This window comes from Hominiventricola sp., assembly GCF_057604405.1.
The window spans coordinates 68,212-83,006 of record NZ_DBLYVB010000001.1 but is presented as its reverse complement, the minus strand read 5'-3'; the positions used below and the strand labels follow the sequence as shown (position 1 = coordinate 83,006).

Genomic DNA, 14,795 nt, shown 5'->3' with positions numbered 1-14,795 from the left:
TGCGGATATAATAACGTTGGATAAATATGAAAATAGATAAATACCAAGGAGAATTCATGGATAAACAGAATTTGACACCAATGATGCAGCAGTACATGAAGACCAAGGAAGAATATAAAGACTGCATCTTGTTTTATCGTCTCGGAGATTTCTACGAGATGTTTTTTGATGACGCAAAAATTGCCTCCAAGGAACTGGAACTGACGCTGACCGGAAAGAACTGCGGTCTGGAGGAACGTGCTCCTATGTGTGGAGTACCATTTCATGCGGTAGAAGGATATTTGAGCAAACTGGTATCCAGAGGCTACAAGGTTGCCATCTGTGAGCAGGTGGAGGATCCGGCTCTTGCGAAAGGATTGGTAAAGAGAGAAGTGATCCGTGTGGTGACACCGGGAACGAATCTCAATGCCCAGGCGCTGGATGAGTCAAAAAATAACTATATTATGAGTATTGTCTATGTGAGTGACCGGTTCGGCATTTCCTTTGCGGATGTAACGACCGGTGATTATTTTGTGACGGAAGTAGATTCTTCCAGAAAACTTATGGACGAGCTCTATAAATTCACACCACGCGAAGTAATCTGCAATGAGGCACTTCTTATGAGCGGCGTGGAGCTGGATGATTTGAAAGAACGGTTAAATCTGGTGATGTACCCACTGGAGAGCTGGTATTTTGATGATGAACTCTGCAAAAACACTCTGCTGGAGCATTTTCATGTGAAGTCTTTGGAAGGACTGGGTGTGGTGGACTTTGGATGCGGAGTGATCGCAGCCGGCGCGCTGCTGAGGTACCTTACAGAGACCCAGAAGACGTCCCTGGCTCATATAACGAAACTGCTGCCCTATGTATCCGGCAATTATATGATTATCGACAGCTCCAGCCGGAGAAATCTGGAACTGGTAGAGACCCTGCGGGAGAAGCAGAAACGAGGTTCCCTTCTCTGGGTACTGGATAAAACAAAGACAGCTATGGGAGCCAGAACACTCCGAAGCTATCTGGAACAGCCGCTGATTGACAAGGAAGAGATTGAAAAACGTCTGACAGCTATAGAGGAACTGAACAGTCAGATGATTACCCGCGAAGAACTCCGAGAATATTTGAATCCGATTTACGATTTAGAACGTCTGATAGGAAGAATCAGCTATCAGACAGCCAATCCAAGAGATCTGATCGCATTTAAAGCTTCTCTGGAAATGCTGCCTTCGATCAGGACTCTGCTCACGGAACTGAAAAGTCCGCTGATGCAGGAGATTCTGGAAGAGCTGGATCCATTGGAAGATCTGCATACGCTGGTGGAAGAATCCATTCTGGAAGAACCGCCCATTTCTATCCGTGACGGCAATATGATCCGTGACGGTTACAATACGGATGTAGATAAATATCGTACGGCCAAGACAGAAGGAAAGACCTGGCTTGCCCAGATCGAAACGAAGGAACGGGAACGCACCGGAATCAAGAACATGAAGATCAAATTTAATAAGGTATTTGGTTATTATCTGGAAGTAACCAATTCTTATAAGGATCTGGTGCCGGATGATTATATCCGCAAGCAGACTCTGACAAATGCAGAGCGGTATATTACGCCGGAATTAAAAGAACTGGAAGATACCATTCTGGGCGCGGAAGAGAAGCTGACCGCCCTGGAGTATCAGCTGTTCTGTGAAGTGCGGGATCAGATTGCTTCTGAGGTGTTACGTATTCAGAAGACAGCGAAGGCAGTGGCGAAGCTTGATGTCTTTACTTCTCTTGCTTATGTGGCAGATAAAAACCGTTATGTGCGCCCGAAGATCAATACCCGCGGTGTTATTGATATCCGCGGCGGCCGTCATCCGGTAGTGGAGAATATGATCTCCAATGATATGTTCATTTCCAATGATACTTATCTGGACAACGGAGCCAACCGTATCTCCATTATTACCGGACCGAACATGGCAGGTAAATCTACTTATATGAGACAAACCGCCCTCATTGTGCTGATGGCTCAGGTGGGAAGCTTTGTTCCGGCAGACAGTGCAGATATCGGTGTTGTAGATCGGATTTTTACCCGCGTGGGTGCATCGGATGATCTGGCCAGCGGGCAGAGTACCTTTATGGTGGAGATGAACGAGGTATCCAATATTTTAAGAAATGCCACTTCTAACAGCCTCCTGATTCTTGATGAAATCGGCCGTGGAACCAGCACCTTTGACGGACTGTCCATCGCCTGGGCGGTCATTGAACATATAGCAGATAAGAAATTACTTGGGGCCAAGACCCTGTTTGCCACCCATTACCATGAACTGACTGAACTGGAAGGCACTATGGAAGGTGTGAATAACTACTGTATTGCTGTCAAGGAAAAAGGCGACGATATTGTATTTTTACGGAAAATTGTCAAAGGCGGTGCAGATAAATCCTACGGTATCCAGGTAGCGAAGCTGGCAGGTGTGCCGGAAAGCGTCATTTCCCGCGCGAAAGAGCTGGTGGAGGAATTGAGCCAGGCCGACATTTCCGTGAAAGCCAAAGCCATTGCCGAGGAAAGCCAGGCAAAGGCGAAGCAAAAGACCAAACCGAAGACCTATGACGAAGTAGATTTGGAGCAGATTTCTCTGTTTGATACAGTAAAAGATGACGATGTGGTGAAGGAACTGCAGGAACTGGATATTTCCAATATGACACCCATGGATGCCATGAACACATTATACCGGCTTCAGAATAAGCTGAAAAACCGCTGGTAACATAGGAGAATGATCGTGGGAAAAATTGCAGTATTAGATCAGCAGACCATTGATAAAATTGCAGCCGGAGAAGTAGTAGAACGTCCGGCCTCTGTCGTGAAAGAATTGGTGGAAAATGCCATTGACGCAGGTGCTACCCAGATCACGGTAGAGATTAAAGAGGGCGGTATCGGCTATATCAGGATTACGGATAATGGAAGCGGTATGGAAAAAGACGATATTCCTGTAGCGTTTTTACGGCATTCCACCAGTAAAATCCGGAGTGCGGACGACCTTTTAGAGGTTTCTTCTCTGGGATTTAGGGGGGAGGCGTTGTCCAGCATTTCTGCCGTTGCCATGGTGGAACTGATTACGAAGACGAAGGAAAATGATCTGGGAAGCCGCTGCTGTATCGAGGGTGGTGTGCAGAAAAGTCTGGAGGAAATTGGTGCGCCTGACGGAACCACCTTTATTATCCGGAATCTTTTTTACAATACGCCGGCCAGGAAGAAATTCCTGAAGAGTGAAATGAGTGAGGCTTCGGCCATTCATGAGCTTATGACCCATCTGGCCATGTCCCACCCGGAAGTGGGATTCAAGGTGCTTATCGGCGGGCAGATGCGGATTCAGACTTCAGGGAATGGAAACTTAAAAGATGTGATCTATCATCTCTATGGAAGAGATGTGGCCATGCGCCTGATTGAAGTAGACCGGGAGGAAGGACCGCTTCATGTGAGAGGCTTCCTTGGAAAACCGGAGATTTCCAGAGGCAACCGGAATTATGAAAATTATTTTGTAAATGGCCGCTATGTCAAAAGTAAGATCATTGCAAAGGGCATTGAAGATGGTTATAAAACCTTTATGATGCAGCATCGGTATCCTTTTGTGTGCCTGGATATTCATATGGATGGCAAGATGCTGGATGTGAATGTGCATCCGACTAAGATGGAGCTGAGGTTCAGTAATCAGAACCTGGTCTATGATCTGTTGGAGCGGATGACGAAGGACGCTTTGTCCGGCCGGGAACTGATCCCGGAAGTGACGCTGGATGAACCGAAGAAACAGGTGGTTATGCCGGAAAAAGCGCCGCAGCAGGTGCCTCCGGTACAGACACTGCGGGAGCCGGAGAGTACTTACCAGGTGCAGAAGCCAGCAGCGGTTCCGACCGCATCCGTAGAGCGGACGATTCCGTCGTACCAAAAGCCGGAACAGAAAGTGCCGCTGGAAAAGATGTGGACCACACCGGAACCACAGAAGGAGCCGGTCAAACCCCAGAATAAGAATTTGGAATATTTTATGGAACAGATGCGGAAGCGGGTAGAGGAGCGCTACAAAGCGCCGGAGGCGCCTGCTCCGACTGAGCAGAGGGAGACCACTGAAACCGCGCAATCGACTGTGCCTGAGCAGTCAGCCACTGTCCCAGAAACACCCGTGGAGGAGAAGCCTCCGCAGAAACCGGAGCAGCTGGACCTTTTTGACGGCAAACTGCTATCGAAAGAAGCCGCCGTCCATCATGTGATCATCGGTCAGCTGTTTGATACCTACTGGTTAGTGCAGTTTGGTGAAAAACTTTATATTATTGATCAGCATGCAGCCCATGAGAAAGTGCTCTATGAGCGTCTTATGAAAGATCTGAGGAACCGGACCTTCCAGTCCCAGATGCTGTCTCCGCCTATTATTCTGAACCTGAGCATGCAGGAAGAAGAGTTGTTCCTCAAATACCGCAGCTGTTTTACGGAGATGGGATTTGAGATCGAAGAATTCGGCGAGAAAGCCTATGCCGTGCGTGGGGTACCCGCTAACCTGCCAGGAGTGGCAAGACGGGAGATTCTCATGGAACTTCTGGACAGCCTCTCTGACATTACAGGAAGCGGTAATTCAGAGTCCCTAATGGACAAAGTGGCATCCATGTCCTGCAAGGCGGCGGTGAAGGGCAATCATCAGATGTCTGCCATGGAGGCAAAGGCACTGATTGATGAATTATTGTCTCTGGAAAATCCATATAACTGTCCCCATGGACGACCAACGATTATTTCCATGAGCAAATACGAACTGGAAAAGAAATTTAAACGAATCGTATAGAAACGGATTCTGCCGGTTTGCGTATGATAAAGAAAAACCAGCAGGATTGTGGAAATGACAATGAGAAGTCAAATATCTGTCGCCTGTACACCCGGAAAACGGACGTTGAAAAATTTTCTGGCAACCGCCATGCAGCCGGTAGGAACCGTTCTCTATGTTTATGGAGGCGGCTGGAATTTTGAAAATACCGGGGCATCCAAAGAGGCCTGTTCCATCGGAGTTCCAGACAGCTGGATTCGATTTTTTCAGAAACAGGGTACGGATTATACGTATAAAGAATACAATCCTGCCCATAATCAGAACGCATATGGATATGCCGGTGCGGACTGTACCGGATATGCCGGATGGGCTATTTATAATACGCTGGAGACAGTATCTGGAAAAGACGGCTATGTGATCTTTTCCACAGATATGGCCTATACGCTTGCGAAGGAGCGAAAGCTTGGAACCTGGACACAGAAAATCAGCAGCTGCAGGAATTTTAAGCCGGGCGACCTGTTCAGTATGAATGGTCATGTCTGGATCTGTCTTGGGTTATGCGCAGATCAGAGTATGGTGATCCTGCATTCCTCACCAACAGACAGTCGTACCGGACATCCGGGCGGAGGTGTGCAGCTATCGGCTTTAAGTGATGATCCGACTTGTCAGGCGATGGAATTGGCGCAGCACTATATGAGCCATTACTGCCCGATGTGGAAGGAACGCTATGAAGCCGCCTGGAAGTCATACCGGAAATATACTACTTTTACCGGCAAGAGAGCCGGTCGTTTCTCCTGGTATTTGGACGAACGCGGGCTTTTGGATCAGGAGCATTACAGAGACAAAGATGCAGAAGCCATTCTGCAGGATTTATTTGAAAAAGGGGGATCTTCTCTTTGAAAGAACCGTTAATCATACTGACCGGCCCAACTGCGGTCGGCAAGACAAAGCTTTCCATTGCACTGGCGAAGGCGGTGAATGGAGAGATTATATCTGCAGATTCCATGCAGGTCTATAAGCACATGGACATTGGTTCCGCCAAGATCATGCCCGAAGAAATGGGCGGCGTCCGCCATTACCTGGTGGACGAACTGGAACCTTTTGAAGAGTTCCATGTGGTCCGGTTTCAGGAAATGGCAAAATCGGCTATGAAGGAAATCCGAAGCCGGGGACATATTCCGATCCTGGTGGGAGGAACCGGATTCTATATTCAGGCCGTGGTACGGGACATTGACTTTACGGAAAATGAAGCAAGTCCCTACCGGGCAGAGCTGGAACGGCTGGCAGAAGAGAAAGGAAGTACTTGGCTTCATGAAGAACTGAAAAAAGTTGACCCGGAATCGGCGGAAGCCATTCACGAAAATAATATAAAACGGGTGATCCGTGCACTGGAGTTTTATAAGCTTACCGGGAAAAAGATCTCTGAGCATAATGAAGAGCAGCGGGAACGGCAGTCACCTTATAATTTCGCTTATTTCGTGCTCAATGATGAACGTGAGCATCTCTATCGGCGGATTGAGCAGCGTATTGACCAGATGATGGAAGCAGGACTGGTGGAAGAAGTCCGGAGATTAAAAGAGATGGGCTGTCATCAGGAGATGGTGTCCATGAAAGGGCTTGGATATAAGGAAATCCTGGAGTATCTGGACGGCACCTATACGCTGCCGGAAGCCGTAGAAATATTAAAACGGGATACCAGGCATTTTGCAAAGAGACAGATTACATGGTTTAAGAGAGAAGAGGATGTAATCTGGATGAATAAGCAGGATTATGCATACGACGAGGAGAAGATTCTCGAAGCAATGCTTACAATATTAAGAGAGAAGGAAATACTGAAATGAATTTAAATGAAATGTATCAGAAAATGGGCATTGATAACGATGTCTATACCTATGGACAGAAAATTGCAGAGGAATTAAAGGAACGTTTTGCAGCCATTGACGAGACAGCAGAATATAACCAGCTGAAGGTGCTGCATGCCATGCAGAAGAACCGCGTCAGCGATATTCATTTTGCAGCCACCAGTGGATATGGTTACAACGATCTCGGAAGAGACACACTGGAAGACGTCTATGCGGATACGTTCCATGCGGAAGCCGGGCTGGTGCGTCCGCAGATCACCTGCGGTACTCACGCTCTGGCAGTGGCCCTGGCTGCCAACCTGCGTCCTGGTGATGAACTTCTGGCGGTTTCAGGAAAACCCTATGATACGTTGGAAGAAGTCATTGGAATACGTCCCAGTAACGGAAGTCTTGCAGAATACGGAATCACCTATCAGCAGGTGGATTTGAAAGCAGACAGCAGTTTTGATCTGGATGGCATCCGCGCAGCCATCAACGAGAAAACGAAAATGGTACACATCCAGCGTTCCAAAGGTTATCAGACCAGAAAGACATTGTCTGTGACGGAGATCGGCGAGGTTATTGCATTTGTCAAATCCATCAAATCGGATGTAATCTGCATGGTAGACAACTGCTATGGCGAGTTTGTGGAGCGGATCGAGCCGACCGATGTGGGTGCAGATCTGTGTGTTGGTTCTCTGATTAAAAATCCGGGCGGCGGACTGGCTCCCATCGGTGGTTATATTGTAGGAAAAGAGGCATATGTAGAGAACTGTGCATACCGCCTGACTTCTCCGGGTCTTGGAAAAGAAGTAGGTGCGACCCTTGGCGTCATGCAGTCCTTTTATCAGGGATTTTTCCTGGCTCCGACGGTAACGGCAGGCGCGTTGAAAGGTGCTATTTTTGCCGCTAATGTCTATGAAAAACTGGGATTTGATGTACTGCCAAATGGCACCGAGAGCCGTCACGATATTATTCAGGCCATCACTTTTGGAAAACCGGAAGGTGTCATTGAATTCTGTAAGGGAATTCAGGCAGCAGCCCCGGTAGACAGTTATGTGGAACCGGAACCGTGGGCAATGCCGGGATATGACAGTGATGTCATCATGGCAGCAGGTGCTTTTGTGCAGGGCTCTTCCATTGAGCTTTCAGCAGACGGTCCTATCAAACCGCCTTATGCCGTTTATTTCCAGGGCGGGCTTACCTGGGAGCATGCTAAGTTCGGCATTCTTATGTCCTTACAGAAACTGAAAAATGCAGGAATTGCAAAACTGGAAGCGTAAAACCATATGAAATGTAAATACTGCGGCGCCAATCTGCAGCTGACGGATGCGTTCTGCCCTTATTGTGGGAAGCCGAATCCGCGGGCAGAACGCTATACAAAAGACAAACAATATTATGAGCAGGATTATGCGGAAACAAGCCAGAAGGTAAACAGAGTCTGGAAACTGTCCTACGACTGGATGACCAGAGGTATCACACTTGTGGTACTTGGCGTACTGGTTTTTGGCCTTTTATTTGTCACGTTTCTTGCGGATGATCATTCTTATTATAAGAAGCAGGATGCAGCTGTGGCCGACTTTACTTCGGTATCTGAGCAGATGGACCAGTATCTGGCGGCTGGAAAATATGAGCAGTATTTTGCGTACTGCAAATCCTACAATCTGACTGGATGGACCGCGGGACCGTTTCTGCCCTGGCAGCCCCAGACCAAATGTATTGAAATCGGACGCTTTATCAAAGAGCATCTAAACGGGTATCTGGCGGCAGACAGTATTTATGAACAGAATGATCATCTGGAGACCATCGGCGGGCTGCTTCCGGAATTTTATGATACGGACTCCCTCTGTGCGGTGGCAAAAGATGTGATTGACCGTGAGAAAACGGAAACGGATCTTCGAAATATCCAGAAAGACCTGGAACTGTCCCTGAAAGTATGCTTTGGACTGACAGACGAGGAATTAGCAGAGTTGCCAACCATGACAGATGAAGAGGTTCTGCTTTTGCTGGAGGAAAAACATGAATGGTAAGAGACAGCGCTCATTTGGAAGCGCATGGATGCATATGGTGCGGCTGGTGGCAGTTACGATGGTAGTCGTACTGTTGGCGGCATTTCTTATATTTCAGTACAGTAATTATGAGGAGCAGAAAAACAACCAACAGTTAAAGGAAAGTATTCTCAATGAGCAATAATACAAAGCAGCATGACAAAGACATGCGGAAATTTCAAAAAGAATATGAGAAAACCAAAGCGGACGTCTGGAAGAAAACCCGGCATTTTGAACTGCGTTCCCATAAAAGAGCGGTGCTGGGTGTTCTGGTGTTTATTGTACTGTTGGGCATGTTTTTAGCAGCAGAGGTCAGTTCCGGGTACGTGGAGAAAGTTTCCAGAAGATGGAAGGCGGGCAGGAATTACGAGAAAACCTGCAGCCAGATGGAAACTTATCTGGACGAAGGGGCTTATGGAGATTTGTTTGTGTATGGGGAATATTACCATCTGACGGACAGCGAATCCGGAAAGTTTGCATCCTGGTATCCCATTCTGTGGTGTGCCTGGCGTTATGATGTGACGGAGAAAGCAGCGGAAGATCTGGCCCAAAATGTGGAGATTTCTCTTGATAGGATATATGATGGAAATATTACATATTTTGCAGATACACTGGCGGCGTTTTATCGGGAAACCTATGAAGATGCAGAGAATGCAGATAATCCGGAAGTTTTTGAAACCATGCGGCAGCGGATGGCGGAAGTACTGAAAGAGATGCTTCCCCTGACAGACGAAGAGATTTCTGAACTGGACGGCATGACTTCTGCAAGAATCAGCAAACTGTTGAGAGAGAGGTATGGGCTGGAATGAAAGAAAGCATGAGAAAGCCGGTTTTGTTTTTTATGGACCTTATGGTTGTATTTCTGACGGTGATTCTGACTATTGAGCTCATTGCCATTGCAGGGTTTACCTTTCCGTTTATGGAAACCGGTCACAGAACATCCGCATTTTTAAGACGGATACAGGATCAGGAATACCAGAAATGTGTAGAATATTATTATGAAAATGAAGCCAATGGCGTCGAACCGGATGAGGAACTGAAAGAGTGCTATGGCGTGGCAAAATACTACGAAGCTGCCTGGCAGAGAATGCGGTATCTGGCATCCGGGGAGCAGGTGCTTGCAAAAGAGGCAGAAGCCGGAATGGAAGCTGCAGCAGAAGAAATGGGAGAGCTGCAGCCAGTGCGGGAACAGATTGATGAGATTCTGAAGCAGGGGAGATAAGCGGTGAAGAAAGTATTGATTATCGGAGGTGGTGCTTCCGGCCTGATAGCAGCCATTGCGGCAGCGGAGCAGGGCGCGAAGGTGACGCTTCTGGAAAAAAATAAGCAGACCGGGAAAAAACTGCTGGTGACAGGAAACGGCCGATGTAATTTTACTAATAAAGATCAGAAACTGGAACATTACCGGAGTGAGACACCGGAATTTGTCAGAGAAGCGTTGTCGCAATTTTCCATGGGCGATACGGTGCGTTTCTTTGAAAAACTCGGAATTCGGGTAAAAGACAGAAACGGGTATCTTTATCCGGCCAGTGGACAGGCTGCTTCTATTGCGGAAGTGCTGCGGCTGGAAGCACTGCGTCAGGGTGTGAAGCTGGCTTGCAATACAGAGGTGCTGGAAGTTCATAAGAAGGATGGACAGTTTCAGGTAGTGACAGAAGGATGGACCTATGAGGGAGATGCATTGATTCTTGCCTGTGGTTCCAAAGCAGCACCGGAGACGGGCACAGTGGGAGACGGCTACCGTTTTGCGGAAAGCTTCGGCCACTCTGTCGTAACACCGCTTCCTGCTTTGACAGGACTCTGCGCGTCAGAGAAAGACTGCGGAAAACTGACTGGAGTACGCACCGATGCAAAAGCGACGCTTACCGTGGAACCAGAACATGCTGCATATGAAGAAGAGGGAGAGATTCAGTTTGCTGCCTATGGGCTGTCCGGAATCCCTGTATTTCAGCTGAGCCGATATGCAGCACGCGTATTGGAACATGGAGGCAGCTGTCAGGTGACATTGGATCTCTGTCCGGAGCTTACGGCGGAGGAATTGGAAGAAATCTTAAAAGACAAGGCAGAATTTATCGGAGAACGGTCGGGCACGGATGTGCTGCTTGGCATGTTCCCGGAAAAATTATCAGATGTGATCCTGAAACGGGCCGGTATTTCCATGAAGAAGAAAAGCCGGGAGTGGAAAGAAGCGGACTGGAACCATCTGATTGGTCAGATCAAAAAATTTACCTTCCATATTACCAGATGCCGCGGTTATGAGCAGGCGCAGGTGTGTACAGGCGGAGTGCCGCTTGCAGAGCTGAAGAACTGTTCCATGGAATCGGCAAAAGTACCGGGACTTTACCTGTGTGGCGAACTTCTGGACGTGGATGGAGCCTGCGGCGGTTACAATCTTCAGTGGGCGTGGACCAGCGGTTATCTTGCAGGAAATGCTGCAGGAAGTGAGGAGTAGCAGATGCTTAGAATTCAACAGCTGAAGCTTCCGGTGATACATACGCCGGGGGATTTAAAAGCGAAAATGATAAAGATATTGCGGATTCGGCCGGAAGACCTGATTCGTTATGAGATCATACGGAAATCTCTGGATGCCAGGGGCGGTGAGTTAAAGTACGTCTATCTGGTGGATGTGGAAGTGAAAAGAGAGCCATCTGTGCTCAAACACTGTCCGAAGCAGGTGAGCAAAGCGGTAAGAATCTGGTATCAGTTCCCTGCTCACGGAGAAAATCCGCTTAACCGACGTCCGGTGATTATCGGAGCTGGACCTGCGGGATTGTTCTGCGGGCTGATGCTGGCAAGAAATGGCTATGCCCCCATTATTCTGGAACGGGGCGAACGGGCGGAAGAACGTGCCAGAACGGTGGAGACTTTCTGGCTTACCGGGAAATTGAATCCCGCCTCTAACGTACAGTTTGGAGAAGGAGGTGCCGGAACTTTTTCTGACGGAAAGCTCAATACGATGGTTAAAGATCCGGTTGGAAGAAACCGGAAGGTGCTGGAACTTTTTGTGGAAGCAGGCGCACCGGAAGAAATTTTATATGAAAATAAACCCCATCTGGGAACAGATCAGCTTATTGGGATTGTAACCCGGATGCGAAAAGCGATAGAAGATTTAGGAGGAGAAGTGAGGTTTGGCTGCCGGGTCACCGATCTTCTGACCGATCGCGGAAAGATCCGGGGCGTGTCTTATGAGCAGCGCCAGACAGCCGACAGGGTGGAAGAACAGGAATTGCGGACTGACGTGGTGGTGCTTGCCATTGGACACAGTGCAAGAGATACGTTCTCCATGCTAAAGGAAAAGGGCATACCTATGCAGGCAAAATCTTTTGCGGTGGGCGTCCGCATGGAACATCCTCAGCATATGATCAATGAAAGCCAATATGGGAAAAACTATCCGGCAATATTGCCTGCAGCTGCTTACAAAGTGACGCGGCAGACCGGAGGGGGAAGAGGTGTCTATTCTTTCTGTATGTGTCCGGGGGGATGGGTAGTCAACGCTTCTTCCGAAAAAGGACACCTGGCAGTAAATGGTATGAGTTATCAGGCAAGGGACAGCCGGAATGCCAACAGTGCCATGATCGTTACGGTGACACCGGATGATTTTCCGGGGACAGATGTGCTGGCTGGTGTGGAATTTCAGCGAAAGCTGGAAAAGGCAGCTTATGGATTATGTGACGGTAAGGTGCCGGTTCAGTTATTTGGAGATTTTTGCAGAAATGTGCCAAGTACCATGCTTGGGGAGGTAGAACCCTGCATCAAGGGACAATATGAACTGTCCAATGTACGGACGATTTTTCCGCAGGAGTTATCATCGGCACTGGAAGAAGGAATCAAAGGATGTGAAACCCTGATTCATGGATTTTCCAGAGCGGATGCGGTGTTATCCGGTGTGGAGAGCCGGACTTCTTCTCCGGTCCGCATTATAAGAAATACTGAGTTTGAAAGTGAATTATCAGGACTTTATCCGTGCGGAGAAGGTGCCGGTTATGCGGGAGGCATCACCTCCGCCGCTATGGATGGATTAAAGATTGCAGAAGCAATTGCAAAAAAATATGTGCCGTGTTATGATTAACTGAATCGGTATTTGGAGGTAGTATACATATGAGAGGTGCGAAAAATGGCTGGACACTGCTTTTGCTTGTACTGGCAGGAGTGGTACTGGGAGGCTTTATTGGAAGTCTGGCAGCCAATGTTTCCGGTCTTAGCTGGTTGAATTACGGACAAGCCTTCGGACTTGAAAACCCGCTGGTGCTGTCACTTGGACTGGTTGTGCTGACCTTTGGACTGACCATTAAGATTACCATTGCCAGCATCATTGGAATAGTTCTGGCAATTCTGATTTACCGCTGGATATAAGGACATACTAACAAGGTAACCTTCGGGGTGTCTGGAGAGACCATCAAACGGAGGTTATAGCATGAATGAAAATTTCAATAGTCTGCCGCAGGAGGACAGACCCTATGAACGGTGTATCCGTCATGGAGTGCAGTCATTGTCAAACAGGGATCTTCTGGCGGTGATTTTAAGAACCGGTGCAAAAGGAAGAAATGTGCTGGAACTGGCTGGAGATCTTTTAAAGCTGGTTCCGGAGAGAGAAGGATTTACGGGAATTCGAAGATTGAGTCTCGATGAACTCTCAAATGTAAAAGGTATCGGGAAAGTGAAGGCAGTTCAATTGAAGTGTCTTCTGGAGATTGCCAGGAGAATGGCGCGGGAAGAAGCCGGAGAAGGCACTTATTTTACATCTCCATCCGCGGTGGCAAATTATTATATGGAAGATCTGCGTCATGAGGAGCAGGAAGTACTGTTGCTTCTCATGCTCAATCAACGGGGCAGATTGCTCAAAGAGCGATATATGTTCAAAGGGACAGTGAATGCATCGGTGATTTCACCACGGGAAATCTTTGTGGAGGCACTTGCTGCGCGGGCAGTGCAGATTATACTGCTTCACAATCACCCCAGCGGCGATGCAAGCCCAAGTCAGGAGGATCTGAATGTAACCAGACGCATAAAAGAAGCAGGACAGCTTCTTGGGATTGCTCTGACAGACCATATTATTATCGGAGAGCATGCTTATGTGAGTCTCCGGGAGGAACACTATCTATAACTTAGAAGAAAGAAGGAATATACCATGAATAATCATTGTTTTGGCTGCGATTTTGGTTCTTACCATCTGAAAATTTATCATAAAGAGCAGGACGGCTGTCTGATGCAGCACAATATGGTGGCAGTACAGGACAAAAAAGAGATGCTTGCATACGGAGATGAGGCATATGCCATGTATGAAAAGGCTCCGGCCAATATTCAGGTGTCCAGTCCCATGTCCTATGGAAATCTCGCAAGCATCAGCAATATGCAGGAATTTTTGAAAAAGCTGTTAGAAAGCACAACTAAGGGGCAGCTGAAAGGTGCAGAATATTTTGTTGCACTTCCAACGGATATGCAGGAGCGTATTTTTACAACCTTGATCCAGGATTCCAGTATGAAACCGAAGACTGTTTATCTGGTAGACAAGCCGGTGGCAGCAGGACTTGGACTTGGAATTAATGTAAAAGAAGCACAGGGTGTATTAATTGTGGACATCGGCGCGGAAACAACGGAAATTTCTGTTCTTTCCCTTGGCGGTATTGTCATTAGTCGTCTGATTCAGACCGGCGGACGTTCCATTGATGATGCAATTCAAAGTGCAATTCGTAAGGAACACAACTTTTTCATCGGAAGTAAAACTGCAGAGTCGATCAAAAAAGAACTGGCCTATGCCATCAATCCGGAAGAGGCAACGATGAAGATCTGTGGCCGCAACATGGTAGTGGGGCTTCCGCAAATGCTGGAAATCAGCGCAGATTTTGTATATTCAGCCATCAAAGAACAGCTTGGTATCATTGTAGATGCTGTTAAGACAATTCTGGAGAGAACTCCGCCGGAGTTGGGCGTGGACATTATCCAGAACGGTATCTATCTCACCGGCGGTTCTGCAAGAATCCGTAAGATGGATGAACTTCTGCAGGAAAAATCCGGTATTCGTGTGACTGTTGATCCGGAGCCGGAATTAAGCGTGGCAAAAGGTCTGGCCAGAGTGATTAATGAAAAAGAGTTCAGACCGCTTGCTTTTGTAACAAAAGAGCAGAAATATGAGTAAAGACCGGAGCCGG

Annotated in this window: 14 protein-coding genes; all 14 read left to right on the top strand. The window is 47.7% G+C overall.

The features are described 5' to 3' along the window. Positions 1-56: 56 nt before the first annotated feature. The 14 genes from mutS to ACZMB2_RS00390 all read left to right on the top strand — a co-directional run bounded on the left by mutS (position 57) and on the right by ACZMB2_RS00390 (position 14,782). Positions 57-2,717, top strand: coding sequence for a DNA mismatch repair protein MutS (mutS, locus tag ACZMB2_RS00455; protein ID WP_487595021.1), 2,661 nt, complete (start codon positions 57-59; stop codon positions 2,715-2,717). A 9-nt stretch (positions 2,718-2,726) separates the two neighbouring features. Then, positions 2,727-4,778, top strand: coding sequence for a DNA mismatch repair endonuclease MutL (gene mutL, locus ACZMB2_RS00450; RefSeq protein ID WP_487595020.1), 2,052 nt, complete (start codon positions 2,727-2,729; stop codon positions 4,776-4,778). A gap of 54 nt (positions 4,779-4,832) precedes the next feature. After that, the gene (locus tag ACZMB2_RS00445) at positions 4,833-5,657 is read left to right on the top strand and encodes a hypothetical protein (protein ID WP_487595019.1); all 825 of its coding nucleotides are present in this window, start codon (positions 4,833-4,835) and stop codon (positions 5,655-5,657) included. Beyond that, complete coding sequence (gene miaA, locus ACZMB2_RS00440) at positions 5,654-6,598, top strand: tRNA (adenosine(37)-N6)-dimethylallyltransferase MiaA (RefSeq protein ID WP_487595018.1); 945 nt, start codon at positions 5,654-5,656, stop codon at positions 6,596-6,598. Before ACZMB2_RS00445 ends, miaA begins: the two co-directional genes overlap by 4 nt. Further along, positions 6,595-7,881: a methionine gamma-lyase family protein gene (locus ACZMB2_RS00435; protein ID WP_487595017.1), complete on the top strand. Its 1,287-nt coding sequence runs from the start codon at positions 6,595-6,597 to the stop codon at positions 7,879-7,881. The genes miaA and ACZMB2_RS00435 overlap by 4 nt, the downstream gene beginning before the upstream one ends. A 6-nt stretch (positions 7,882-7,887) precedes the next feature. After that, positions 7,888-8,628, top strand: a complete 741-nt coding sequence (locus tag ACZMB2_RS00430) for a zinc ribbon domain-containing protein (RefSeq protein ID WP_487595016.1) — start codon at positions 7,888-7,890, stop codon at positions 8,626-8,628. Continuing rightward, positions 8,618-8,791 carry a hypothetical protein gene (locus ACZMB2_RS00425; RefSeq protein WP_308459270.1) on the top strand — a complete coding sequence of 58 codons (174 nt, stop codon included), beginning with the start codon at positions 8,618-8,620 and terminating at the stop codon, positions 8,789-8,791. Before ACZMB2_RS00430 ends, ACZMB2_RS00425 begins: the two co-directional genes overlap by 11 nt. Beyond that, positions 8,781-9,455, top strand: coding sequence for a hypothetical protein (locus ACZMB2_RS00420; RefSeq protein WP_487595015.1), 675 nt, complete (start codon positions 8,781-8,783; stop codon positions 9,453-9,455). The genes ACZMB2_RS00425 and ACZMB2_RS00420 overlap by 11 nt, the downstream gene beginning before the upstream one ends. Then, positions 9,452-9,868 (top strand): hypothetical protein, encoded by a 417-nt coding sequence (locus ACZMB2_RS00415; RefSeq protein WP_487595014.1) that lies wholly within the window; start codon positions 9,452-9,454, stop codon positions 9,866-9,868. Before ACZMB2_RS00420 ends, ACZMB2_RS00415 begins: the two co-directional genes overlap by 4 nt. Before the next feature lie 3 nt (positions 9,869-9,871). Beyond that, on the top strand, positions 9,872-11,098 hold the full coding sequence (locus tag ACZMB2_RS00410) for a BaiN/RdsA family NAD(P)/FAD-dependent oxidoreductase (RefSeq protein WP_487595013.1): 1,227 nt from the start codon (positions 9,872-9,874) through the stop codon (positions 11,096-11,098). A 3-nt stretch (positions 11,099-11,101) separates the two neighbouring features. Continuing rightward, positions 11,102-12,715: an NAD(P)/FAD-dependent oxidoreductase gene (locus ACZMB2_RS00405; RefSeq protein WP_487595012.1), complete on the top strand. Its 1,614-nt coding sequence runs from the start codon at positions 11,102-11,104 to the stop codon at positions 12,713-12,715. Between the two features lie 29 nt (positions 12,716-12,744). Next, positions 12,745-12,999 (top strand): DUF4321 domain-containing protein, encoded by a 255-nt coding sequence (locus tag ACZMB2_RS00400; protein WP_118770000.1) that lies wholly within the window; start codon positions 12,745-12,747, stop codon positions 12,997-12,999. Between the two features lie 61 nt (positions 13,000-13,060). Then, a complete protein-coding gene (radC, locus tag ACZMB2_RS00395; protein ID WP_487595011.1) occupies positions 13,061-13,750 on the top strand; it encodes a RadC family protein in 690 nt (229 codons plus the stop codon). Positions 13,751-13,774: 24 nt separating this feature from the next. Beyond that, positions 13,775-14,782, top strand: a complete 1,008-nt coding sequence (locus tag ACZMB2_RS00390) for a rod shape-determining protein (RefSeq protein ID WP_487595010.1) — start codon at positions 13,775-13,777, stop codon at positions 14,780-14,782. Positions 14,783-14,795 lie beyond the last annotated feature (13 nt).

Bases quoted from the DNA above. Each gene is read 5' to 3' on its own strand.
- ACZMB2_RS00445 (WP_487595019.1), top strand. From the start codon at position 4,833: ATGACAATGAGAAGTCAAATATCTGTCGCCTGTACACCCGGAAAACGG.
- ACZMB2_RS00420 (WP_487595015.1), top strand. From the start codon at position 8,781: ATGAGCAATAATACAAAGCAGCATGACAAAGACATGCGGAAATTTCAA.
- radC (WP_487595011.1), top strand. From the start codon at position 13,061: ATGAATGAAAATTTCAATAGTCTGCCGCAGGAGGACAGACCCTATGAA.
- mutS (WP_487595021.1), top strand. From the start codon at position 57: ATGGATAAACAGAATTTGACACCAATGATGCAGCAGTACATGAAGACC.
- ACZMB2_RS00425 (WP_308459270.1), top strand. From the start codon at position 8,618: ATGAATGGTAAGAGACAGCGCTCATTTGGAAGCGCATGGATGCATATG.
- ACZMB2_RS00415 (WP_487595014.1), top strand. From the start codon at position 9,452: ATGAAAGAAAGCATGAGAAAGCCGGTTTTGTTTTTTATGGACCTTATG.
- ACZMB2_RS00390 (WP_487595010.1), top strand. From the start codon at position 13,775: ATGAATAATCATTGTTTTGGCTGCGATTTTGGTTCTTACCATCTGAAA.
- ACZMB2_RS00435 (WP_487595017.1), top strand. From the start codon at position 6,595: ATGAATTTAAATGAAATGTATCAGAAAATGGGCATTGATAACGATGTC.
- ACZMB2_RS00430 (WP_487595016.1), top strand. From the start codon at position 7,888: ATGAAATGTAAATACTGCGGCGCCAATCTGCAGCTGACGGATGCGTTC.
- mutL (WP_487595020.1), top strand. From the start codon at position 2,727: ATGATCGTGGGAAAAATTGCAGTATTAGATCAGCAGACCATTGATAAA.
- ACZMB2_RS00400 (WP_118770000.1), top strand. From the start codon at position 12,745: ATGAGAGGTGCGAAAAATGGCTGGACACTGCTTTTGCTTGTACTGGCA.
- ACZMB2_RS00405 (WP_487595012.1), top strand. From the start codon at position 11,102: ATGCTTAGAATTCAACAGCTGAAGCTTCCGGTGATACATACGCCGGGG.